The organism is Achromobacter sp. UMC46 (assembly GCF_014170335.1).
Taxonomy (GTDB): domain Bacteria; phylum Pseudomonadota; class Gammaproteobacteria; order Burkholderiales; family Burkholderiaceae_B; genus Achromobacter.
In genome coordinates this window covers 121,167-144,028 of the sequence record NZ_LZZS01000024.1, presented here as the reverse complement: position 1 = coordinate 144,028, position 22,862 = coordinate 121,167, and the positions used below count along the sequence as shown (strand labels likewise).

Here is a 22,862-nt window from a genome sequence, read left to right as displayed (position 1 = left end):
GCCCTATTGGCCACCCGCGCCGCGCGCGCCGGTGTCGATGCGGGCGATGCCCTTTATCCGCACCTCGTCCAGCGCGTCCTCGTAGCCGGCGTCCGCGTAGCGCAGCACGCCGCTGGCGGTGTCGTTGGTCATGGACAGGCGCAGGCGCTGCTCGGCCGCGTCGGTGCCGTCAGCCACCACGGTCACGCCCGCGCTGGTCATGTAGCCGCTGTAGCCGCCGCCGCCTGAGTGGATCGCGACCAGGTCCGCGCTGGACGAGCAATTGATCATCGCGTTCAGCAGCGGCCAGTCGGCGATGGCGTCCGAGCCGTCGCGCATGTTCTCGGTCATGATGTTCGGGTGCGCCATCGCCCCGGCGTCCAGGTGGTCGCGCGTGAAGGCGACCGGCGCGCCGAGGATGCCCTCGCGCACCATGCGGTTCACCTCCAGCGCCAGCTCGGTGCGTTCGCCGTGGCCCAGCCACGCGATGCGCGCGGGCAGGCCTTCGAACGGCACTTCCTTGCGCGCCAGCCGGATCCAGTTGGACACGATGGCGTTGTCGGCAAAGCGCGCCAGCACGAAGTCGTCGATCTTGCGGATGTCGTCGGGGTCGTTGGACAGCGCGATCCAGCGGAACGGCCCGATGGCGCGCGCGAACAGGGGCCGCAGGAACGCTTCGGTGAAGACCGGGATGTCGAACGCGCGTTCGACGCCGCCCTGCTTCGCGTGGGTGCGGATCAGGTTGCCGTTGTCGAACACCACCGCACCCTGGTCCTGGAAGCCCAGCATGGCGGTCACGTGGCGCACGATCGACGCGCGGCTGGCGTCCATCAGGCCGGGGATGTCGGTGCGGCGCAGTTCCGCTACCTGTTCAAGCGTATGGCCGGCGGGAATGTAGCCGTAGACCAGGTCATGCGCCGACGTCTGGTCGGTGACGATGTCGGGCACGATGCCGCGCGCCAGGATTTCCGGGTAGATGTCGGCGGCATTGCCCAGCAGGCCCACCGACAGGGGCTTGCGGCGTTCCTGCGCTTGCCGGATCAGGGCCAGGGCCTCGTCCAGCGTGTCCGCGCGATGCTCCAGGAAGCCGGCCTTGATGCGCTTGTCGATGCGCTCCGGGTTGATTTCAACCGTCAGGATGGCCGCGCCCGCCATGCGGCCGGCCAGCGGCTGCGCGCCGCCCATGCCGCCCATGCCCGCCGTCAGGATGAAGCGGCCCGCCAGGTCGTTGGCGAAGTGGCGTTCGGCGATGCGTGAAAAAATCTCGTAGGTGCCCTGGATCACGCCTTGCGAACCGATGTACTGCCAGTCTCCCGCTGTCAGCCCGCCCCAGCAGATCAGGTTGTCGCGTTCCAGCTGGTAGAAATTCTGGGCGTGGGCCCACTGGCCGACCATGTTGCAGTTGGCCATGATGACGATGGGCGCCATCGGATGCGTGCGCAACACGCCGATCGGCTTGCCGGACTGCACGATCAGGGTCTGGTCTTCTTCCAGTTCGTGCAGCGCGCGGACAATCGCGTCGTGCGAGGGCCAATCGCGCGCGGCGCGGCCCAGCGCCGCGTAGACCACCAGGTTGTCGGGGTCTTCGCCCACGGCCAGCACGTTTTCCAGCAGGCGCAGCAGCGCTTCCTGGCGCCAGCCTTTGCAGCGCAGCACGTTGCCGCCGGGGATGTTGAATTCTCGTTTCACGCCCATGTCCTCAAGGTGCCAACGCGTAGTCGGTGAAGGTCATGCCCAGCGCCTTCTCCACGATGGGGTAGACGGACGGGTCCGTCACACTGGAGGACAGGGGGATGTGCTGCTTGCGGACATGCAGAATGCTGACTTCCAGTCCGTCGCGCAGCTGGCCTGCGCTGACGGGGTTGCCGTCGGCGTCCAGCGTGGTGATCACGTCCGGATAGCAGGCGATGCGTTCGCCGTGGCTGTCGGTCACCGCCATGTGTTCGTTCATGACGTGGATCACGCGCTTGCCCGCGCCTTCGCCGATCTCGACCGTGCCGATATCGAAGGCCTCTTCGGTGTACTTGAGCGTGTTGCGCACGACCTTGCCCGTGCCGATGATCTCGCCTTGGGTGGCCTTGCAGATCGCGTCGATCACCGCGCTGCCGCCGCGCGCCTGCGCCGCCAGGATGGCCTCGCCCAGCGCCAGCGCGCGGCTGATGCCGCCAAGCGCCGCATGGCGGCGCACATACGAGGCGCGTATCGGGTTGCGGCAACTGGCGATGAAGCCGCCCGCCATGTCGGCCGCCTTGCGCAGCACGGGCGACACCCGGCCGGTGGCGCCGTGGATGGTCAGTTCCATATAGGCGTTGTTGGCGCGGTTGCCGCCGACGGCGCACTGGATCATGGGTTCGGGGCTGCCGGCCAGGCCCAGCGAACCCATGTCGCCGGTGGGATGGGCGCGGATATCGCCCACGGCGTCCACCACCTTGGTGCCCAGCACGGCCGACGGTAGCCAGCCGTTGAGCGTGCTGGACATGCCGTTCTGGCCGATGATCAGGCCGTAGACCCGTTCGCCCAAGGCGTCTTGCAGCCGCTCGGCCGCGCGGACATAGTCGATGCCTAGCATCTGCCAATCGGTCAGGCCGCCGGGCGCGCCGATGGCGGCCGCGGTGGCAATCCAGGCGTCGTCGGGCACTTCGTCCATCGACACCAGTTCGGGGCGGCCGATGGTGACCGCCAGCGACCCGAGTTCGCGTCCGTGCTCGGCCCAGCCGCCGCCGCCACAGGCGAACACCGAGCCGCCGCGCACGGCTGCCTCGACATCGCGCATTGTCAAAATCCTACCCATGATGACCTTCTCCCCGATTGCCGTTTCAATAGTTCCCCGCATGCTTTCGCGGGACAGACGGGGGCATCATAGGAACCAATTTTGATAATGTCGTATTACCTTTTATGCCTGCTGCATAACATCGTGTTAATGGTGGGCGGCAGCTCATAGCAGAGGCGAACCACCACGGGATTCCGTCCTAAGGGATATCCCCAGGGCATTGGCGCGGCAGGGGCCAGGCCTCAGGCGCGCTGGTCCATCGAATGGAGAACATCGATGAACGCCTGCGCCAGCCGCGACAGCGGCTGGAGTTGAAGGTGGAACACATTGACGGGCGCATTGACGGTTCCGACGATAGGCACGGTGACCACGTCCGACCAGATCGGGCCGGCCACGGTGATCTCGTCCACCAGCGCCACGCCGGCGCCGGCCTGGACCAGCGCACAGGCCACATGGGCCTGCTGCACTTCAATGCGCGGTTCGGGCTGGGCGTCGCCGCCGCCGAACAGCTTGTTGATCAGCATGCCGAACGGGATGTCGGCGCTATAGCCGATCAGGGGTTCATCCGCCAGGTCTTTCACCGTCACCTGTTTGCGCCCCGCCAGCGCGTGGCCTTTGGGCAGCACCGCCACGATGCTGTTCTCGTAGAGCGGCTGCCACGCCAGGCTGGGGTGGTCCACCGGCATGTAGGCCACGCCCAGCTCCACCTGCTGCGTCAGCAGCGATTGCAGCATCACCGACGGGATCAGCGTCTGCAGCACGATGCGCACTTCGGGGAACTGCCGGCGGAATTGCGCGATGGCGCGGGGCAGCAGCGATTGGCCCAGGCTGGGGCTGCACGACAGGCGTAGCTGGCCCTCGCGGTTCTCAGCCAGGTTGTCCGCCACTTCATTGACCCGCTGGACGTTCTGGTACAGCGCCGTCACTTCCACGAACAGGCGGCGGGCTTCCGGGGTGGGGTACAGCCGGCCCTTGATGCGCTGGAACAGCATCAGCCCCAGGCGTTGTTCGGTATAGGCGATCAGCCGGCTGACCGCGGGTTGGGAGACGAACAGCAGCTTGGACGCGCCGCTGATGGAACCGCTGAGCATGATGGCCCGGAAGACCTCGATCTGCCGCAGATTGAGTTTCATATGCTTAACCTGATGTTAATTCCTACGCACATATAAGCATAAGACGTTTTGCCCTGGCCGTTACTACACTTCCAGCACTCAACACAGGATGGAAGCGGTCATGAGCGAATTCGATTTGGTGGTGCGCGGCAATATCGTGGACCCGGACGGGGTGGCGATGGACGGTTGGCTGGCGGTGCGGGACGGCCGCATCGCGCAGCGTGGCACGGGCGAGGCACCCGCCGGCCGCGACAGCGTGGACGCGCGCGGCATGTGGATCATGCCCGGCGTGGTCGACGGCCAGGTGCATTCGGGCAGCCAGTTGAACCAGGAAGGCCTGGGCTGGGCGTCGCGCGCCGCCGCCGCCGGCGGCGTCACCGTCATGGTCGACATGCCCTACGATGACCCGGAACCGGTCGCCTCGCGCCCGCAGCTGGACGCCAAGATCGCCGAAGTCGAGCGCGACTGCCACGTCGACGTGGCGCTGTTCGGCACGCTGAATACGCAACACGGGTTGCAGGCCGCGGCCGGGTTGATCGAAGGCGGCGTCTGCGCCTTCAAGTTCTCGACCTTCGAAGCCACGCCGGGCCGCTTTCCCCGCATCGAGGAAGACGACCTGTACGACGCCTTCCGCCTGATCGCGCCGTCCGGGCTGGCCTGCGGCGTGCACAACCAGATGCAGGAGATGACGCGCAAGAACATCGCCCGCCTGGTCGACGCCGGCGACACGGGCTGGGACGCGTTCATGCGCGCCCATACGCCGCTGATCGAAAACCTGGCCACCGCGCTGATCTACGAGATCGGCGCCGAAACCGGCGCGCGCGCCCATGCGGTGCACGTGTCGACCTCGCGCGGCTTCGAGATCTGCAACATGTACCGGCAGAACGGCCATCGCGCCAGCATCGAGACCTGCGTGCAGTACCTGATGCTGAACCACGAAGAGCACACCCGCCGCTTCGGCGCCAAGACCAAGCACTATCCGCCGATCCGGCCCAAGGCCGAAGTGGATCTGCTGTGGACGCACATCGCCAACGACGACTGCACGTTCGTGTCGTCGGATCACGTCAGCTGGGGCCTGGAGCGCAAGCAGAACCCGAACGTCTTCAAGAATTCGTCGGGCGGCCCCGGCCTGGAGACGCTGCTGCCGGCGTTCTGGACCGGCTGCCAAGAGCATGGCATTTCGCCGTCGATGGTGGTGCGGCAGCTTAGCCGCAACCCGGCCCGGCACTTCCTGCTGGACGACCGCAAGGGCACGCTCGAGGTCGGCAAGGACGCCGACATCGTGATCCTGAAGCCCGAGCGCTACGCCTTCGACCCGGCGGGCAGCCTGTCGGCGGTGCAATGGAGTTCGTTCGAAGGACGCGAGTTCACCGTGCGCGTGGCGGGCACCTGGTGCCGCGGCCAGCAGGTCTACGACGGCCAGCGCATCGTCAACCAGAAGGGCGACGGCCGCTTCCTGCGTCCGCGCCAGGCATGAGGACGATGATGAACCCCGCCGGATCGTCCCCCTTGCCATTTCCCCCGCTCAATGCCGACCGCTTGTGGGCCCGCGTTGAAGCGTTGTCGCGCTTCACGCTGCCCGACGTGCCCTGGACCCGGCGCGCCTTCTCGCCGCTGTTCGACGAGGCCCGCGCCTGGCTGCGCGGCGAGTTCGAAGCCGCCGGCCTGGCCACCCGCCTGGACGCCGGCGGCAACGTGATCGGCACCCGCGCCGGCCGCGACCCCGCCCGCAAGCCGATCGCCACCGGCTCGCATTGCGACACCGTCATGGCCGGCGGCCGCTTCGACGGCATCATCGGCGTCTTGGCCGGCATCGAAGTCGCGCACACGATGCAAGAGCACGGCATCGAATTGGCGCACCCGTTCGAGGTCATCGACTTCCTGTCCGAAGAGCCCAGCGATTACGGCATCTCGTGCGTGGGCAGCCGCGCGCTCTCTGGCCAGCTGACGGCCGACATGCTGGCCGCCCGCAACCCCGGCGGCGAGACGCTGGCCCAAGGCATCGCCCGCATCGGCGGCGACCCGGCGGCGCTGCACGCGCCGCTGCGCGGCCCGGACGGCACCGCCGCGTTCGTCGAACTGCATATCGAACAAGGCCCCGTGCTGGAAAGCCGCGGCCTGCCGATCGGCGTGGTCACCAACATCGTGGGCATCCGCCGCGTGCTGATCGTGGTGGAAGGCCAGCCCGACCACGCGGGCACCACGCCGATGGACATCCGCCGCGACGCGCTGGTGGGCGCCGCGCGCATCATCGACGCGGCCAGCCGCCAGGCCAGCGCCGCCAGCGGCAATCCGCATTACGTGGTGGCCACCGTGGGCCGGCTGGCCATGACGCCCAACGCCGCCAACGCCGTGCCCGGCCGGGTGGAACTGACGCTGGAAATGCGCAGCGACAGCAACGCCGTGCTGGACACGTTCCCGGAAACGCTGATGGCGGGCGTGGTCGAAGACCTGAAGGCGCTGCGCCTGACGGCGGGTTTCACGCCGCTCAGCCGCGCGCAGCCCACCGACTGTTCGCCGCTGGTGATGGACGCGGTCAAGGCCGCGGCCGACCAGTTGGGCTACGCCTCGATGCGCCTGCCCAGCGGCGCGGGCCACGACGCCGTGTACATGGCGCCCACCGGCCCCATCGGCATGGTCTTCATCCCGTGCCTGAACGGCCGCAGCCACTGCCCGGAAGAGTGGATTGAACCCGCGCAGTTGCTGGACGGCACCCGGGTCCTGTACCAGTCGGTGCTGGAACTGGACCGGGTCTTGTGCAACGGGCTGCGCGGCTGAGCGGGGAACTGCCGGCTACTTCTTCACCAGCGGGCAGGTCGACTTCGACAAAGGCATGAACGCCTGATCGCCCGGCAGCGTCGCCACCAGCTTGTAGTAGTCCCACGGCCGTTTGGATTCCGACGGCTGCTTGACTTCAAACAGGTACATGTCGTGCACCATGCGGCCGTCTTCGCGGATGCGGCCGTTGGTGGCGAAGAAGTCGTTGATGGGCAGGGCCTTCATCTGCTTCATCACGGCGGTGGGCTCGTCGGTGCCGGCCGCCTGCACCGCTTTCAGGTAGTGCATCACCGACGAATAGGTGCCCGCCTGGCTCATGTTGGGCATCTTCTTCAGCTTGTCGTAGTAGCGCTGCGACCAGGCGCGGGTCTGGTCGTTCATGTCCCAGTAGAAGGCTTCGGTCAGCGTCAGGCCGGCGGCGGCTTCCAGGCCGATGGCGTGGATGTCGTTGATGTACAAGAGCAATCCGGCCATTTTCTGGCCGCCCTTGGTCAGGCCGAATTCGCTGGCCGCCTTGATGGCGTTGACGGTGTCGCCGCCCGCGTTCGCCAGCCCGACGACTTGCGCCTTGCTGGCCTGGGCCTGTAGCAGGTAGGACGCGAAATCGCTGGATCCCAGCGGGTGGCGCGAGGCGCCCAGCACCGTGCCGCCGTTAGCCTTGACCACTTCGGTGGCGGACGCCTGCAGCGTGTGGCCGAAGGCGTAGTCCGCCGTCAGGAAGTACCAGGTCTTGCCGCCTTTCTCGACGGTGGCGCGCGCGGTGGTGTTGGCCAGCGACCAGGTGTCGTAGGTGTAGTGGACGGAATAGGGCGAACACAGGTCGTTCGTGATGCGCTCGGTGCCGGGGCCGCTGAAGACGACGATCTTCTTCTTTTCGCGGGCCACTTCCAGCACGGCCAGCGCGGGGGCCGACCCCGCCACGTCCATGATCGCGTCCACCTTCTGGGTGTCGTACCATTCGCGCGCCTTGGCGGCGGCGATGTCGGCCTTGTTCTGATGGTCCACGACCATCAGGTCGATCTTCTTGCCCAGCACCGTGCCGCCGAAGTCGGCGATCGCCATTTCGGCGGCCGTGGCGCTGCCCTTGCCGGTCACGTCGGCGTAGACGCCGCTCATGTCCAGGATCAGGCCCAGGCGGACGATGTCGTCAGAGATCGCGGCGGGTTGGGTCGCCGGTTGGGCGGCTGCCGGGGCCATCATGGCCGCAGCGATGCCCGCGGCCATGGCGGTGGTGGTGAACAAGCGGGAAAGCGTGCTGCGGCAATGCGATGAAATCCGGGGCGTGTTGGCGTAAGCCATGGTTTGTCTCCTCTTGTGCCGGATCTGTCTGGAACCTGCTGGCGCTTGATTGGCGTGATGCCGCGCTCTATGGGGTCTGGCCGCGAAACGGGGGGGTGATGGCGGGATAGGCTCCTTGGGTTGTCGGGGTGAAGGATGGGATCAGCGCTGGGTCAGCAGATCGAATTCCATCCGCACCTTGCGGAACGGGAACTCCAGCCGTGCGAAATACACCACGCGGCCGTCGATGCAGGCGTAGCGCCGCAGTTCGGCAACCGGCGACGACACGGGAATCTGCAGCGATTCCGCGGACTCCTGGCCGGCTTCGATCACGTTCAGCACCTGGCGCGCTTCGGTGATGCGGGCGCCGTAGAACTGGTCCAGCACCGGCGCGACGGTGCTTTTCTGGATGCGGGCGCGGTGTTTGCGGAACAGGCCGCTTTCCAGGAACACCTCGCTATAGCAGAAGGGGCCCGCGTCGGTGGTGTGCACGCGCCGCAGATACTGGAAGCTGCCGCTGCGGTCCGCGCCGCAGGGCATGCCCAGCGTATCGGGCAGCGGCGAATCGGCGCTGGATTCCACCAGCGACACCGTGCCCAGCTGATTGCTCAGTTCCACCGTTTCCGCCCAGGTCTTGGGGATCAGCAGCGTCGGCGTTTCCGGCAGTTCGGCATTGACGAACGTGCCCGACCCGCGCGAGCGCCGGATCAGCCCGTCCTGCTCCAGCAGGCCGAACGCCTGGCGGATGGTCGCCCGCGAGATGCCATAGGTTTCCATCAGCGACTCCAGCGGCGGAATCTGCTGGCCCGGACGCCAGGTGCGGTTCTGGATATGGCTGCGGAACAGCGCCGCCGCTTGCAGGTAAAGCGGCTGGGGGCTGTGCGAGAAAAGCTTGCGGGCGGACATGGTCAGGGCGCGGGCGGGGGTGAAGGATCCGAGAGCATAGCCTCCGCCATGTCGCGCAGGCGGTGCTTCTGGATCTTGACCGAGTTGGCGCTTTCGACGGAAGGAAAGGCCTCCAGCACGGTGAAGCCCGCCGGCGCCTTGAAGCCGGCCATGGCGGCTTTGCAGGCGGCGGTCCAGCCCTCGGGGTCGGCCGCCGCGCCTTCCTGCAGCAGCACGAACGCGTAGGGCACGGTCTTGCCGTGGCGCGTGGCGCCCACCACCTGGCAGGCGCGCACGCCGGGCAGGGTCTCGACCACTTGCTCGATTTCAACCGGGTTCACCAAAAAGCCCGACAGCCGCAGGGAATCGCCCATGCGGGTCTGGAATACGAATTGGCGCGGCGTCAGCGTATAGCCCAGGTCGCCCGTCCTGAAATAGCCGTCGTCCGTGACGGCGTGGCGGGTGGCTTCGGGGTTGTCCAGATAGCCCTGCATCAGGCTGGGCGACAGGATTTCGATTTCACCGGACTGGCCGTGTGGCAGCACTTGCCCGGATTCGGGATCGCGGGCGCGCACGCGGGCCTCGGGGTAGACCAGCGTGCCGCCGGGCAGGTGCCGCGCCGAGACGTCGCCGTCGGCGGGGTTGCGCGGCTGGCCCGCCACCAGCGCGATCAACTCGCTGGACCCGTACAGGCCGGTCAGCGGCACGCCGGCCTCGCGGGCCAGGTCCAGCATGTTGTCCAGCGCGGGCGTGAAGCTGGCGAAGCCGAACAACCGCGCCGAGGCGAAAGCGCCGGGCGGCGCGGCCTGCATCATGCCCACCAGCGCCTCGTTGTTGGCGTAGGTGTGCGTGACGGCGTAGCGGGCGACGGCGTCGGCCGACTGCGCGGCGTCGAACACCGGCGCGCAGACGACCGGCACGCCTTGCGCCAGGCCGCCCGCCAGGGTCGCGAAGCCGAACGCGCCGCAAAACGGCGCGCTGGCCAGCACGCAACTGCCGTCGTCGTAGCCGAAGGCCTGCGCCACTGCCGCGCCGTGGCGCAACAGGGTCTGCTGGTCATGCAAGACGAATTTGGGTTTGGACGTGGTGCCGGACGTGGTGAAGCACAGCACGCCCGCGTTGCCGTGCGCGGGCGGCGGCGGGGCGTCCGTGGCCAGCAGGTCCGCGTAGCGGTGCGCCGGCTTGCCCGCGAGGGTTGCGACGGCGGGTTCGTCCGCGCCGGTCAATGCCACGACCCCTTGCAGGCGCGTCAAGTGGGCGGGGTCGACCCCGTCGAGGATGCCGGCGAAGTCGATACCCTTGAAGCCCGGCCAGAACACCAGCCAATCCGCTTGCCCGCGCCCCAGGATGTCGGCCACTTCCAGCGCGCGAAAGCGCGTGTTGACGGCCAGCACCAGGGCGCCCAGGTGCGCAGAGGCCAGGAAGGATTCCACCCAGGCCGCGCAGTTGGGCAGCCAGACGGCCACGCGGTGGCCGGGGCGCACGCCGATGCGGGCCAGCCCGGCGGCCAGCGCCCGGCTTTGCGCACGCAATTGCGCCGCGCTGATCCGTTGGCCCTGGTCGATCAGCAGGGGGGCGTCGGGGCGGCGCGCGGCCAGCGCGTCCAGATGGCCGGAAAACGTCGAAGTCAGTACGGACATGGCTTACACCGTGGCGATCGGCGTCACGGGGGAACCCACCGCGCCGGGCATGCGCAAGGGCGGGGCGGTCAGCAGGAAGCGGTTGCGTCCCTGCGCATGCAGCCAATCGGCCAGGTCCTTCAGATACCAGAGCTCCGCCAGCGGCACGCCCAGCTTGAACAGGCAATGATGATGCAGGGGCAGGATCGAATGGCCGGGGCCGGACGTGCGCGCCGGGTAGGATTCCACCGCGTAGTTGTCCGCGCAAATGGCGGCCACGCCGCTGGCGGTGATCCAGTCCAGCAGCGCGGCATCGGCGCCGTCCAGCACGGCGCCGGTCTGTTCCAGCGCGTGCGGATCGGGCTGGCCATTCATGGCGACCAGGCTTTCGGCGAAACCGGTGCGCAGCACCAGCATGTCGCCGGGCTCTACGACGACGTTCTGGTCGCGCATCGCGGTCTGCAATGGTTCGTGGCCCACCAGCGTGCGGCCGGGGCCGAACGCGCGCGCCAGGTCCACCAGCACGCCGCGGCCCTGCATACCCTTTTCGGCATAGCGGCTGACGCTGAGCTTGCGGGCATAGGAGCCGCCCGGCGGGCAGCAGGCGTCGCCGGAGGCGTCCGGGTCGGCGCCGCCGAACACGTCCACGCCGGCGGCGTAGCCGTTGTAGTAGACGCGGCGGGCTTCACCGTCGCCCTGGATGTCGAACAGGGCGCCTACGTGGCACAGCCCGTCCCATTGCGTGGAGTACTGCATGGACATCGTCACCTGGTCGTCCGACAGCACGTCGACCGCCTCGGGCTGCACCTGCGACATCGCAAAGTTCAGATAGGGCGTGCCTTCGCGGAAGGTCGGCTTGAGCACGGGCGCATGGCGGCGCGGATTCAGCACGTTGCCGCCGGGCAGGTCCAGCGGCAGCGACAGGCAGAAGACCTTGCCCGTGCGCACTTCGCGCACCGCCTGCAACACCTTTTCTTCCGTCAGCAGATTCAGCCGGCCCAGTTCGTCGTCCGGCCCGAAGTCGCCCCAGGTAGATCCTTCGGGGCGTTGCGTCCAGCGTTTCATTTGCTTGTCTCCTATCGGTTTTCTATGTTTTTATAACTATAGTACGTATTTACGTACTTTGAGTATCCCCAACGCCTTAAGAAGAAATCCGCAACCAGCGGGTTCGATAGGAGACAAGACCATGACGCATTTCGTGCACCTGCGCGCCGGGCGGCGCTGGCTGGCAGCCGCCGCCCTGGCCGCCGTGGCGCTGCCCGCGGCCCACGCCGCCGGCTATCCCGACCATCCCGTCACCGTCGTCGTGCCGTATCCGCCGGGCGGCGGCGCCGACATCTTCGGCCGCGCCATCGCCAATGCGCTGCAGCCGGGCCTGAAGCAGACCGTGCTGGTCGAGAACAAGCCGGGCGCGGGCGGCAACATCGGCATGGCCTATGTGGCCCGCGCCAAGGCGGACGGCTATACGCTGGGCCTGGGCACGATCGGCACGCAGACCATCAACCAGTTCCTCTACAGCAACATGACGTTCGATCCCGAACGCGATCTGGTGCCGATCGCGCTGGTGTCCACGACGCCCAACGTGATCGCCGTCAGCGCCAAGTCGCCCTACAAGACGGTGGCCGACGTCATCAAGGCGGCCAAGCAATCGCCGGACAAGAAGCTGACCTACGCCTCGCCCGGCATCGGCTCGTCGGTCCATCTGACGGGCGCGTACTTCGAGTCGATGGCGGGGGTGACGATGCTGCATGTGCCGTTCAAGGGCACGTCCGCGTCCTTGCCGGCGGTGGCCGGCGGACAGGTGGACCTGCTGTTCGACAACCTGCCGGGCGCGCTGGCGCAGATCAAGGACGGCAACCTGGTGCGCGGCGTGGCGGTCACGTCCGGCCAGCGCGACCCGTCGGTGCCGAACCTGCCCACCGTCGCCGAATCCGGCCTGCCGGGGTTCGACGTCACGGCCTGGTTCGCCCTGTACGCGCCCCGCAACACCCCGGCGCCTGTGGTCAAGCAATTGATAGACGCCGCCCGCAGCGGCCTGCAAAGCCAGGCCATCGCCACCAATTTCGCCACCATGGGCGCCAAACCCGGTACGCTTTTCGGCGACGACCTGGCCGCCTTCGAGCGCGACGAACGCAAGAAATGGGGCGGTCTCATCAAAGACAAAGGAATCACCGCGCAATGAACACCCCCATCGCACTGGTCACCGGCGGCAGCCGGGGCATCGGCCGCGCCATCGTGGCGCGGCTGCTCGAAGACGGCTACCAGGTCGTCAATTTCAGCCGCCGGCCGCCCGACGAGGCGCTGCCCGGCGAAACCTTCCGCTCGGTCGACCTGGGCGATGCGGCCGCCACCCGCGAGGCGGCGCGCGAACTGGCCGTCGAACGGCCCGTGCTGCACCTGGTCAACAACGCCGGGATGATCCAGGTGGCCAACATCGAGGACGTGTCCGAAGAAGACCTGCTGCGCACCATGGCCTTGAACGTCACGGCGCCCGTGCTGCTGATGCAGGCGCTGCTGCCGGGCATGCGCCAGGCGGGCTACGGGCGGGTGGTCAACATCGGCAGCCGCGCCGCGCTGGGCAAAGGCGGGCGGACGGTCTACGGGGCGTCCAAGGCCGGCTTGGCCGGCATGACGCGAACCTGGGCGCTGGAGCTGGCCGCCGACGGCATCACCGTGAACACGGTATCGCCGGGGCCGATCGCGACTGAATTGTTCAACCAGTCGAATCCGCCGGGCCAGCCCAAGACGCTGGCGCTGGAGGCCTCCATCCCCGTGGGTCGCGTGGGCCAGCCGGAAGAGGTGGCGCACAGCGTCGCCATGCTGCTGGACCGCCGCGCGGGCTTCATCACGGGGCAGTTGCTGTACGTCTGCGGCGGTATGTCGGTGGGGCTGGCCGGCTAAAGGCTGTCGTCCAGTTCCCAGGGGAATTCCGGCGTGACCTGCAGCGACAGGCCTTGCGGCCATAGCAGCTTGTGCAGCCGGATCACCTCAAAGGCGTAGACGTTTTCCGCCACGGGCGAGTCCTGGTCGAGGATGGCGCGCGCGGCGTGGACGCCGGTGCCCAGCGTCGCCGACAGGCGGGCGATGGCCGTCGCCCGCGTGATGCCTTGGGGGCGCGCGCGCACCGTGTAGGGCGTGCGGTCATGGAACGGGTGGGCCGGGTTGGTCGTGGCCACCATCCAGCCGCAATGCGCGCATTCCGCGATCAGGCTCATGCCCTGCGTGCGCGTGGCTTGGGGATGGCCGCATTGCGGGCAGGGGCTGTCGGTGATCGGCATGTCAGGCCAGCGGGTCCGGCCGGCCGTGCAATGGCCCCACGTGCCGTTCGACCGCCTTGCGCGGCATCTTGCCGGCGCTTTGCAGCGCGCTGGCCCGTTCTTCGCGCAGGCGCCGCAGCACTTCGGTAGGCGCCACGCCGAAGTGCGCCGCGAATTTGCGCTGGAACGTGCGGCGCGACATATGGCAGGCATCGGCCATGTCGTCGACCGACCAGCGCGCCGACAGGCGGGCTTCGATCATTTCGACCAGGTCGCGGAAAGGCGCGGCCACGCGGTCCTGCAGGCGCAGCGTCTGGCTGTATTGGCGCTGGTCGCCGTCGCGGCGCATGAAGACGACCAGCCGGCGCGCCACCTGCTGCGCCAGCGCCGCGCCGTGGTCGCGTTCGATCAGCGCCAGCGCCAGGTCGATGCCTGCCGTGACGCCGGCGGACGTCCAGTACTTGCCGCTTTCGATGAAGATGCGGTCGTCCTGCACGCGCAGGGCGGGATACATCTGGCGCAGCCGGTCCGCCGAGCGCCAATGCGTGGTGACGGCCAGGCCGTTGAGCAGATCCGCCGCGGCCAGTATGAATGCACCGGTGCAGACGCTGCACGTGCGCGCGGCGCCGGCGTCGCGGCGGCGCAGCCATGCGCGCGTTTCCGCATGGGCGCTGGCGCGGTCGACACCGGGGCCGCCCGGCACCAGCAGCATGTCGACGGGGGCGTCGCCATCGTCCTCGAAGGTGACGTCCACCTGCATGCGCAGCCCTTGCTCCCAGGTGCTGACCACGGGCGCGGCGGCGATGGTGTTCAACTGGTAGAGGGGCATTCCCGCCTCTTCGTTGGCCGAGCTGAACGCCTGCCAGGGGCCGGCCAGGTCCAGCGGCTGGAAGCCGTCGAACAGCATGAACAGCACGCGTTGTGGCGCGTTTTCCGCCATTTGTGGCGCAACGGCGCCGGCGCGTCCGCCTATGCTGGGCGTTGGCGTTCTTGAAGGAGCATCGTCATGCATGTGAATTTTCTCTTGTTCGAAGGGCTGACCCAATTGGACATGACCGGTCCCTATGAGGTCCTGGCGAACGCGCCGGGCTTCACCGTGGATTTTGTCGCAAAAACGCGCGATCCGGTGCGATGCGACCGCGGATTGCAATTCGTGCCCACCCAGACGCTGGCCACCGCGCCGCAATGCGGCCTGCTGGTCGTGCCTGGCGGGCCGGGCACGGATGATGCCATTGTCGACCCCGATTGGGTGGCGTTTACGCGTCGGCAGGGGCTGGGCGCGCAATATCTGTTCGGCATTTGCACGGGGTCGTTGCTGTTGGGGGCGGCGGGCCTCTTGCGCGGCAAGCGGGCGTCCAGCCATTGGCGCGCGCGCGAGCTGCTGTCGCACTTCGGCGCCACGCCCAGTGAAGAGCGCCTGTGCGTGGACGGCAACGTCTACACCGCCGGCGGCGTGACCTCGGGCATCGACATGGGGCTGAAAGTGGTGGCGGCGCTATGTGGCGACGACGTCGCCAAGCTGATCCAGTTGCAGATCGAATACGACCCCAAGCCGCCGTTTCCGGGCGGCACGCCCAAGACGTCCGAGCCGGCGGTGGTCGAGCGCTACATGGAGTTGTCGCAGGCGCGCTTCGAGCGGCGGCGGGCGGCGGTGGAGCGGGCGGCGGCGGCCATGCCGTAGGGGGGGCCGGGCTACTTGCCCAGGTGATCCAGCGGCAGCGGGCTTTGGGGCTTGACCGTCTGGATGGCGAAGTTGCTGCGGATGTCCTTCACGCCGGGCAGCTTCAGCAGCGTGCCCAGCAGGAAGCGTTCGTAGCCGCGCAGGTCCGGCACCACGACTTGCAGCAGGAAGTCGGATTCGCCGGACACCAGGTGCGCCGCGATCACTTCCGGCAGCGCGCTGACTTCCTTGCGGAACTGGTCGGCGTCGCGCTCGTGGTGCCGTTCCACCTTGACGCCGACGAAGACGGTCAGGCCCAGGCCGACTTCGTCCGGCGCCAGCCGGGCCTCATAGCCCTGGATCACGCCGGCTTCCTCCAGCATGCGCACGCGGCGCAGGCAGGGCGAAGGCGACAGGCCGATCTGCGCGGCAAGCTCCACATTGGTCAGACGGCCGTTCTGCTGCAATGCTTCGAGAATGCGCCGGTCGTAGGCGTCTAGTTCATGTTTTGGCATGGACTGAAGAAATGGGTAAGTAAAGAAGATGGATATGCCAATCATGGTAATCGGATTGGCATGAATTGCAAGCACATGCCAGCCCGATTTTCCTAGAATGGTCGCCTTGTTGAGCCTGCGTGGGAGAGAGCGGCGATGGCCGATATGGCGATGTTTCTTGGGGCCTTGCTGATTGTCTACGTGGTGCCCGGGCCGGACATGATCCTGCTGCTGGAAACCGGGGTGCTGCGTGGCCGGGGGCAGGCGTTGGCGGTGGCCGTCGGGCTGGCCATCGCGCGCGCCGCCCATGTGACGCTGGCCGCGTTGGGACTGGCGGCCTTGTTCAAGACCCATCCGTGGGCGTTCGATGCCGCGCGCACCGTGGGCGGCATCTACCTGATGTGGCTGGGCGTGCGGCTGCTGCGTGCCGGGCCTATGGTGCTGGACGCCTCCGGCCAGGAGCCGCCGCGCGGTTCGGGCCTGGGCGGCGCGCTGCTGGCCGGGGTGCTGACCAACGTGCTCAATCCGAAAGCGTTGCTGTTCTGCTCGGTGCTGCTGCCGCAGTTCGTATCGCCGGCCCATGGGCCGATCGGCCAGCAGTTCGCGGTGCTGGGCGTCATCCTGGTCGGCCTGGGGTTGGCATTCGACGTCGTCTGCGCGCTGGCGGGCGGGGCGGTGGGGCGCTGGATGTCATCCAGCCCCCGGGCGCAGAAGGCGCAGAGCGTGGTGTTCGGCACCGCGCTGATCGGTTTCGGCCTTCGGCTGACCTTCGCGCAGCGTCCTGCCTGAACCTCCCTTACTTGCCGAAAGCGTAGGCGCCTTCGTCCACGTCTTCCTCCTTGGGAGGGGGCGGCGTGGCGCCGTCCTGCAGCAGTTCCGCCGGCGTCAGGCCCTTGGTCAGTTCCAGGGCCTGGCGTTCGAACAGGCGCCGGTACAGGCCGCCCTTCAAACGGATCAGCGCATCGTGGCTGCCTTCCTCGATGATGCGGCCACGGTCCATCACCAGCAGGCGGTCCAGCGCGCGCACGGTCGACAGGCGGTGCGCCACTACCAGCGTGGTGCGGCCTTCCATCAGCCGGTCCATCGCCTGCTGGATCAGCACTTCGCTTTCGCTGTCCAGGCTGGAGGTGGCCTCGTCCAGGATCAGGATGGGCGAGTCCGCCAGGAACGCCCGCGCGATCGCCACGCGCTGGCGTTCCCCGCCCGACAGCTTCACGCCGCGTTCGCCCACCAGCGTGTCGTAGCCCTTGGGCAGCGACATGATGAAATCATGCGCGCTGGCAAGCCGGGCGGCCTGCTCGATCTCGGCCTGGGAGGCGCCGGGACGGGCATAGGCGATGTTCTCCGCCAGGGTGCGGTGGAACAGCACCGGGTCCTGCTGCACGATGGCGATCTGGCTGCGCAGCGACGCCTGCTTCACCTGGGCGATGTCCTGCCCGTCGATGGTGATGCGGCCGTCGTTCACGTCGTACAGGCGCTGGATCAGCTTGATGAACGTGGTCTTGCCCGAACCCGAATGGCCCACCAGCCCGACGCGTTCGCCCGGCGCGATGCGCGCGGAGAATTTGTCGTACAGCGCGGTGTTGTGCGACCCGTAGCGGAACGTCACGTCCTCAAAGCGGATTTCGCCCGCGGTGATGCGGATCGCGCCCGCGCCGGCGCGGTCGGCCACGCCCAGCGGCTGGCGTTCCATCGCCACCAGTTCTTCCATGTCGTTGACCGAGCGCTGCAGGTTGCGGATGTGCATGCCCACGTCGCGCAGATAGCCTTGCAGCACGAAGAACATCGTCAAGGTGAACGTGATATCGCCCACAGTCGCCTGGTTGCGCGACCACAGCAGCAGCGACGCGCCCAGGATGGCCGCCTGCATCGCCACCAGCATCGCGCCCTGGATGCCGCCGTTCAGCGTGGCGCGCACCCAGGTGCGGCGCGTGCGGTTGCGCCACTTGTTGACCACGCGGTCCAGCCGGACTTCCTCGCGCGTTTCCGCGCCGAAGGCCTTGACGACCGCATTGCAGCTGACGGCGTCGGCCAGCGCGCCGCCCATGCGCGTGTCCCAGGCGTTGCCCAGGCGCGCGGCCGGCGCCACGAAGCCGAGCGACAGCGCGGCGGTGACGGCGATGTACAGCACCGAACCCAGGCCCACCACCAGCCCCATCAGCGGCCAATGCGCGCCCAGCAGGGCCGTGGCGCCCACCAGCATCACGACGGACGGCAGCAGCGCGACCAGCAGCGTGTCGTTCAGGATGTCGACCGCCCACATGCCGCGCGTGATCTTGCGCACCGTCGAACCGGCGAAGCTGTTGGCATGCCAGTCGGTGGAAAAACGCTGCACGCGATAGAAGGCATTCGACACGATGCCGTTCATCATCTTCAAGGTGAAGGTGATGATGTTCTGGAACACGGCCTGGCGCAGCAAGGTGCCGCCCACGCCCAGCGCCACCAGCAGCCAGAAGGCGGTGATGGCGGCGCTCCAGGCCAGCTCGTTGCCGCTTGAGCCGGACGCGACGGCGTCGACCAGACGGCCCGCGTACATCGGGGTCAGGATGTCGGCCACCGCCGACAGCAGCGCCAGCACCACGATGACAAGCGTGCGCCAGGGTTGCAGGCCCCAGTGGCGGAAGGTGAAGCTCAGGACATCCTTAAAGGCCTGTCCTCGAAAGTCAATTTTTTTTCTAGCCATAACAATGGCCTGGCGGCACAAGACACGCCAGGATGTCCTTGTGAGGAAAGAGGGATAACAAGCCGGATGCCAAGGGCACCGGCGACTGCGTTCAGGAGTTTGGAGCGGGCACGGAGGACCAGTCGCTAGGTAACGGTCTAGCGATGGATCCGCGCGGGCGACGACTTAATGGCGTCGCGGGGACACGCGCGGGATGGCGTTGGGCATGGGGTGAGTCATCATGCAGCCTCCCTGTCGGTGATTTGAGTGGACGAAAAAAGGAAATGGGCAAAGGCCCGTATTGCTGATTCTATAGAAGTGATGTAGGCGAATCAACGGGGGCGGCGCCCGTTGCATGCCGAGTGTGGGTTTTTTTCAACTCGGGCACGGCGCGGCACGGGACGTGGCGCGGCGGGCGGCCCGCAGCGCAAGCCGCATGGCCAGCCCCCATCACGCGGACGTGAACAGGTCGGCAGGCAGTTGCGCGACGGCTTCGTAAGTCAGGCGGATGTGGGCGGCCAGCAGCGTGCAGGCGTGGTCGGCGTCGCGCGCCAGCGTGGCGTCCAGAATGCCCTGGTGTTCATCGTGCAAATCGCGGGCGATGGGCTTGTGAGTGACGGTCAGGCGGCGGTAGCGCTCGGCCTGCTGATACAGGATGCCCAGGAAATGATGCATCCAGCGCGACGGACAGGCGCTGATCAGTTCGCGGTGGAATTCGCGGTTGCGCTGTTCCCATTCTTCGAAGCGCGCTTCGGGGTCCGTCGCCAGGCGCTGTTCCGCCTTGCTCAGCCGGTGGAAGGCGGCCAGCACCGCGCTTTCCCAGGTGTCGTCGCCCACGGCGATCGACTGGCGCAACGCTTCGGTTTCCAGCAGCACGCGGTTTTCAGTGATGTCGCGAAAGTCTTCCAGCGAAATCGGCGTGACGTGAAAGCCGCGCTGCCCCTGCGCGATGACCAGCGCGTCGGACACCAGCAGCGCCAGCGCTTCGCGCAGCGTACCGGCGCCCACGCCGTAATCGTCCTTCAGGTGCTCGACCCGCAGGCGCGAGCCGGGCGGATGTTTGCCCTGGATGATGTCGCGCCGCAGATTGACGTAGGCCGTGCCCACCAGCGTGTTGGCCGAGGCGGTGTGGGCAAGCGAGGGGAGCGGGGTTCCGTCTGACATGAAGAGCACTGTAGCACTACGCCGAAAAAATCTCGATAAAAATTGTTGACTTCGAGATTTACGCTGCCTATCGTAGAAAAAAGCGCCGCCACACCGCGGAAAAATTCCCCCGGCACCATGTCGGCGGCAGGCGCACGAGGAGACAAGCAGTGATACGGCTACATGACATCCGGTACGTCCGGCTGGGCACCCGTGATCTGGACGCCGCGGTCCGCTATGCGACCGCGGTGCTGGGGCTGGAGCTTGCCCGCAAGGAACACGGGGCGGCGTATTTCAAGTCCGACTCCCGCGACCACACCCTTTGCTATTTCGAAGGCGATCCGCGCGACCACACCGCCGCGTTCGAAGTGGATTCGCCGGAAGAGCTGGAGCGGGCCGGTGCCGTGCTGGAACGCAGCGGCTACCAGGTCGCCGCCGGCCGGCGCGAAGACGCCGAGCAGCGCTACGTGCGCGATTTCCTGCAATTCACCGACCCGTCCGGCAATCGCATCGAACTGGTGCTGGCGCCGCATCACAGCGGCCGGCGCTATTTTCCCGGCCGCGATGCCGGCGTCACCGGGTTCTCGCACATCGGGCTGCGCACGCTGGACCCGCGGCGCGACGAGGCCTTCTGGACAGGCCTGCTGTCCGCCCGCGTCAGCGACCGCATCGGCGAGGCGCCGCTGCTGCGCATCGATGAAGTCCATCACAAGATCGCGCTGTTCCCGTCCGCGTATCCGGGCGTGCAGCACATCAACCATCAGGTCGAAAGCATCGACGACATCATGCGCGCCTGGTATCAGCTGCGCGAATGGAACGTGCCGATCCGGTTCGGCCCCGGCCGGCATCCGACCTCGGGCGCGATGTTCCTGTATTTCGACGGCCCGGACGGGATGATCTACGAATACTCCACCGGCGTGCGCCTGATCAGCGCCGAAGAGGAAAAGACCCACCGGCCTCGCAGCTTCCCCGCCGTGCCGTCATCGTTCTGCATGTGGGGCGCCAAGCCCGATATCCCGGAGTTCAAGACATGAGCGCAGTGCGCAAGGACGCCAGCGATGGGCAAGAGACGCTGGTGCGCGTCGCCGCGCGCGCGCTGGCCCGGGCCAACCTGGTCCACGCCTACGGGCATTGCAGCAGCCGGCTGGACGCGGATCATTTCCTGGTGTGCGCGGCGCGGCCCATGGGCCTGATCGCGCCCGGCGAGGCGGGCACGGTGGTGCCGGTGCATGGCGAGCTGCCCGACGGCGTGCTGGGCGAAGTGCGCATCCATCAGCATATCTATCGGCTGCGCCCCGACGTCGGCGGCGTGGTGCGTTCGATGCCGCCCACCGTCATGACGCTGTCTTCGGCGCGTGTCACACCCGCGCCGCGCCATGGCATGGGCTCGTATTTTTCGCCCGCCGTGCCGCTGTGGGACGACCCCCAACTGGTGCGCAGCGATGCGCAGGCGCGCGGCGTGGCCGAGACGCTGGGCGCGGCCAGCGCGATCGCGATGCGCGGCAACGGCGCCGTGGTGGCGGCCGCGTCGCTGATGCACGCCACCGTGCTGACCTGGTATCTGGAAGACGCCGCCCGCATCGAATGGCAGCTGCGCGCGGCGGGGCTGGCCGACGGCGGACCCGTCCTGTCGCCGGAAGAGGCCGCCGCGCGCGCGGTGGGCACCGGCCGCATCTATGAACGCATGTGGGAATTCCTGATTGCCGGCGACCCCGAAGGCGCGCTGGCCGACCTGTCACAACCGAGGGCGCAATGACCGATTTCCGTAATTTCATCGACGGCCGCTGGGTCGAGACCGGAAAGACCTTTGACAACCGCGACCCGGTCGACAACCGGCTGATCGGCCGGGTGCACGAGGCGGGCGACGCCGAAGTCGACGCCGCCGCGCGAGCGGCCAAGGCGGCGTTGCGCGGCCCATGGGGCACACTGAAAACGCAGCAGCGCGTGGAGTTGCTGCACGCGGTGGCCGACGGCATCACCCGCCGCTTCGACGATTTCGTCGACGCCGAGATCGCCGACACCGGCAAGCCCTACGATCTGGCCAGCCACTTGGACATTCCGCGCGGCGCCGCCAATTTCAAGATCTTCGCGGACCTGATCCGCAACGTCCCCAACGAGACCTTCGACCTGGAAACGCCCGACGGCGGACATGCGTTGAACTACGGCGTGCGCGTTCCGCGCGGGGTCATCGGCGTGATCTGCCCGTGGAACCTGCCGCTTTTGCTGATGACCTGGAAGGTCGGGCCGGCGCTGGCCTGCGGCAATACCGTCGTGGTCAAACCGTCCGAAGACACGCCGGGCACCGCCACCTTGCTGGGCGAAGTCATGAACGAAGTCGGCGTGCCGCCCGGCGTCTACAACGTGGTGCACGGCTTCGGCCCCGACTCCGCGGGCGAAAAACTCAGCCGCCATCCCTTGGTGGACGGCATCACGTTCACGGGCGAGACCCGCACCGGCCAGGCCATCATGCAGGCGGCGGCCGTGGGCGTGCGGCCGGTGTCGTTCGAACTGGGCGGCAAGAACGCGGGCATCGTGTTCGCGGACGCCGACTTCGACCGCGCCGTGGCCGGCATCGCGCGCGCGGCGTTCGACAACACGGGCCAGGTCTGCCTGGGCACCGAGCGCGTCTATGTGCAGCGGCCCATCTTCGAGCGCTTCGTCGCGGCGCTGGGCGAGCGGGCGCGCGGCTTCAAGCTGGGGCGTCCCAAGGACCCGGGCGTGAACCTCGGGCCGCTGATTTCGCAGCGCCACCGCGACAAGGTGCTGAGCTACTACGCCCGGGCCAAGGAAGAGGGCGCCACCGTGGTGGCGGGCGGCGGCGTCCCGGACATGCCCGACGGCCTGGCCGCCGGCGCCTGGATCCAGCCGACCGTGTGGACCGGCTTGCCGGAATCTTCGGCGGTCATCCAGCAGGAAATCTTCGGGCCGTGCTGCCACATCGCGCCCTTCGACACGGAAGAGGAAGCCATCGCCCTGGCCAACGCCACCCCCTACGGCCTGGCCGCGACGGTATGGACCAGCAACGTGGGCACCGCCCACCGCCTGGGCGCGGCGCTGGACGTGGGCATCTGCTGGATCAATTCGTGGTTCCTGCGCGACCTGCGCACGGCGTTCGGCGGCGCCAAGCAATCAGGCATCGGCCGCGAAGGCGGCGTGCATTCGCTGGAGTTCTACACCGAGCTGCGCAATGTCTGCGTGAAGCTCTGACGCGTCAAGGCAGGCGCC

General features: G+C 67.8%; 21 protein-coding genes. 9 read left to right on the top strand and 12 right to left on the bottom strand.

Going from position 1 to position 22,862, the window contains the following annotated elements:
* Positions 1-3: 3 nt before the first annotated feature.
* From A9973_RS18040 to A9973_RS18030, 3 genes are all read right to left on the bottom strand, one after another.
* Positions 4-1,674 carry a urocanate hydratase gene (locus tag A9973_RS18040; protein ID WP_183015091.1) on the bottom strand — a complete coding sequence of 557 codons (1,671 nt, stop codon included), beginning with the start codon at positions 1,672-1,674 and terminating at the stop codon, positions 4-6.
* Positions 1,675-1,678: 4 nt separating this feature from the next.
* Positions 1,679-2,770 (bottom strand): DUF917 domain-containing protein, encoded by a 1,092-nt coding sequence (locus A9973_RS18035; protein WP_183015090.1) that lies wholly within the window; start codon positions 2,768-2,770, stop codon positions 1,679-1,681.
* A 221-nt stretch (positions 2,771-2,991) separates the two neighbouring features.
* On the bottom strand, positions 2,992-3,882 hold the full coding sequence (locus tag A9973_RS18030; protein WP_183015089.1) for a LysR family transcriptional regulator: 891 nt from the start codon (positions 3,880-3,882) through the stop codon (positions 2,992-2,994).
* 100 nt (positions 3,883-3,982) lie between these two features.
* On the opposite strand from A9973_RS18030, the gene A9973_RS18025 reads away from it, so the two are divergent.
* Positions 3,983-5,338, top strand: a complete 1,356-nt coding sequence (locus A9973_RS18025) for a dihydroorotase family protein (RefSeq protein WP_183015088.1) — start codon at positions 3,983-3,985, stop codon at positions 5,336-5,338.
* A gap of 5 nt (positions 5,339-5,343) precedes the next feature.
* Entirely contained in the window at positions 5,344-6,639 is a 1,296-nt protein-coding gene (locus A9973_RS18020) for a Zn-dependent hydrolase (protein ID WP_255469206.1), read from the top strand.
* A 15-nt stretch (positions 6,640-6,654) separates the two neighbouring features.
* On the opposite strand, the gene A9973_RS18015 is transcribed toward A9973_RS18020, so the two are convergent.
* From A9973_RS18015 to A9973_RS18000, 4 genes are all read right to left on the bottom strand, one after another.
* Positions 6,655-7,938, bottom strand: a complete 1,284-nt coding sequence (locus A9973_RS18015; RefSeq protein ID WP_183015087.1) for an ABC transporter substrate-binding protein — start codon at positions 7,936-7,938, stop codon at positions 6,655-6,657.
* Positions 7,939-8,079: 141 nt separating this feature from the next.
* Positions 8,080-8,823, bottom strand: a complete 744-nt coding sequence (locus A9973_RS18010) for a GntR family transcriptional regulator (protein ID WP_169274384.1) — start codon at positions 8,821-8,823, stop codon at positions 8,080-8,082.
* A gap of 2 nt (positions 8,824-8,825) precedes the next feature.
* Entirely contained in the window at positions 8,826-10,442 is a 1,617-nt protein-coding gene (locus A9973_RS18005) for an AMP-binding protein (RefSeq protein ID WP_183015086.1), read from the bottom strand.
* A 3-nt stretch (positions 10,443-10,445) separates the two neighbouring features.
* Positions 10,446-11,486, bottom strand: a complete 1,041-nt coding sequence (locus A9973_RS18000; protein ID WP_183015085.1) for a cyclase family protein — start codon at positions 11,484-11,486, stop codon at positions 10,446-10,448.
* 121 nt (positions 11,487-11,607) lie between these two features.
* Here A9973_RS18000 and A9973_RS17995 point away from each other — a divergent pair, with 121 nt between their 5' ends.
* Positions 11,608-12,603 (top strand): tripartite tricarboxylate transporter substrate binding protein, encoded by a 996-nt coding sequence (locus tag A9973_RS17995; protein WP_183015084.1) that lies wholly within the window; start codon positions 11,608-11,610, stop codon positions 12,601-12,603.
* A complete protein-coding gene (locus tag A9973_RS17990) occupies positions 12,600-13,322 on the top strand; it encodes an SDR family NAD(P)-dependent oxidoreductase (RefSeq protein WP_183015083.1) in 723 nt (240 codons plus the stop codon). The genes A9973_RS17995 and A9973_RS17990 overlap by 4 nt, the downstream gene beginning before the upstream one ends.
* On the opposite strand, the gene A9973_RS17985 is transcribed toward A9973_RS17990, so the two are convergent.
* The gene (locus A9973_RS17985) at positions 13,319-13,699 is read right to left on the bottom strand and encodes a hypothetical protein (RefSeq protein ID WP_183015082.1); all 381 of its coding nucleotides are present in this window, start codon (positions 13,697-13,699) and stop codon (positions 13,319-13,321) included. The genes A9973_RS17990 and A9973_RS17985 overlap by 4 nt on opposite strands.
* A 1-nt stretch (position 13,700) precedes the next feature.
* Positions 13,701-14,618 carry a GlxA family transcriptional regulator gene (locus tag A9973_RS17980; RefSeq protein ID WP_183015081.1) on the bottom strand — a complete coding sequence of 306 codons (918 nt, stop codon included), beginning with the start codon at positions 14,616-14,618 and terminating at the stop codon, positions 13,701-13,703.
* 66 nt (positions 14,619-14,684) lie between these two features.
* Here A9973_RS17980 and A9973_RS17975 point away from each other — a divergent pair, with 66 nt between their 5' ends.
* Positions 14,685-15,359, top strand: coding sequence for a DJ-1/PfpI family protein (locus A9973_RS17975; RefSeq protein ID WP_183015080.1), 675 nt, complete (start codon positions 14,685-14,687; stop codon positions 15,357-15,359).
* 11 nt (positions 15,360-15,370) lie between these two features.
* Here the strand turns inward: A9973_RS17975 and A9973_RS17970 are convergent, their stop codons facing one another.
* Positions 15,371-15,853, bottom strand: coding sequence for an Lrp/AsnC family transcriptional regulator (locus A9973_RS17970; RefSeq protein ID WP_183015079.1), 483 nt, complete (start codon positions 15,851-15,853; stop codon positions 15,371-15,373).
* 144 nt (positions 15,854-15,997) lie between these two features.
* Here A9973_RS17970 and A9973_RS17965 point away from each other — a divergent pair, with 144 nt between their 5' ends.
* Entirely contained in the window at positions 15,998-16,621 is a 624-nt protein-coding gene (locus A9973_RS17965; RefSeq protein ID WP_255469205.1) for a LysE family translocator, read from the top strand.
* A gap of 7 nt (positions 16,622-16,628) precedes the next feature.
* On the opposite strand, the gene A9973_RS17960 is transcribed toward A9973_RS17965, so the two are convergent.
* Both A9973_RS17960 and A9973_RS17955 read right to left on the bottom strand, forming a co-directional pair.
* Entirely contained in the window at positions 16,629-18,515 is a 1,887-nt protein-coding gene (locus A9973_RS17960; protein ID WP_183015077.1) for an ABC transporter ATP-binding protein, read from the bottom strand.
* A 429-nt stretch (positions 18,516-18,944) separates the two neighbouring features.
* Entirely contained in the window at positions 18,945-19,658 is a 714-nt protein-coding gene (locus tag A9973_RS17955; protein ID WP_183015076.1) for a GntR family transcriptional regulator, read from the bottom strand.
* 149 nt (positions 19,659-19,807) lie between these two features.
* Here A9973_RS17955 and A9973_RS17950 point away from each other — a divergent pair, with 149 nt between their 5' ends.
* The 3 genes from A9973_RS17950 to A9973_RS17940 are packed head-to-tail and all read left to right on the top strand — an operon-like array spanning position 19,808 to position 22,844.
* Positions 19,808-20,671: a VOC family protein gene (locus tag A9973_RS17950; RefSeq protein WP_183015075.1), complete on the top strand. Its 864-nt coding sequence runs from the start codon at positions 19,808-19,810 to the stop codon at positions 20,669-20,671.
* Positions 20,668-21,393, top strand: coding sequence for a class II aldolase/adducin family protein (locus A9973_RS17945; protein ID WP_183015074.1), 726 nt, complete (start codon positions 20,668-20,670; stop codon positions 21,391-21,393). The genes A9973_RS17950 and A9973_RS17945 overlap by 4 nt, the downstream gene beginning before the upstream one ends.
* Positions 21,390-22,844: a 2-hydroxymuconic semialdehyde dehydrogenase gene (locus A9973_RS17940; RefSeq protein WP_183015073.1), complete on the top strand. Its 1,455-nt coding sequence runs from the start codon at positions 21,390-21,392 to the stop codon at positions 22,842-22,844. The genes A9973_RS17945 and A9973_RS17940 overlap by 4 nt, the downstream gene beginning before the upstream one ends.
* Positions 22,845-22,862 lie beyond the last annotated feature (18 nt).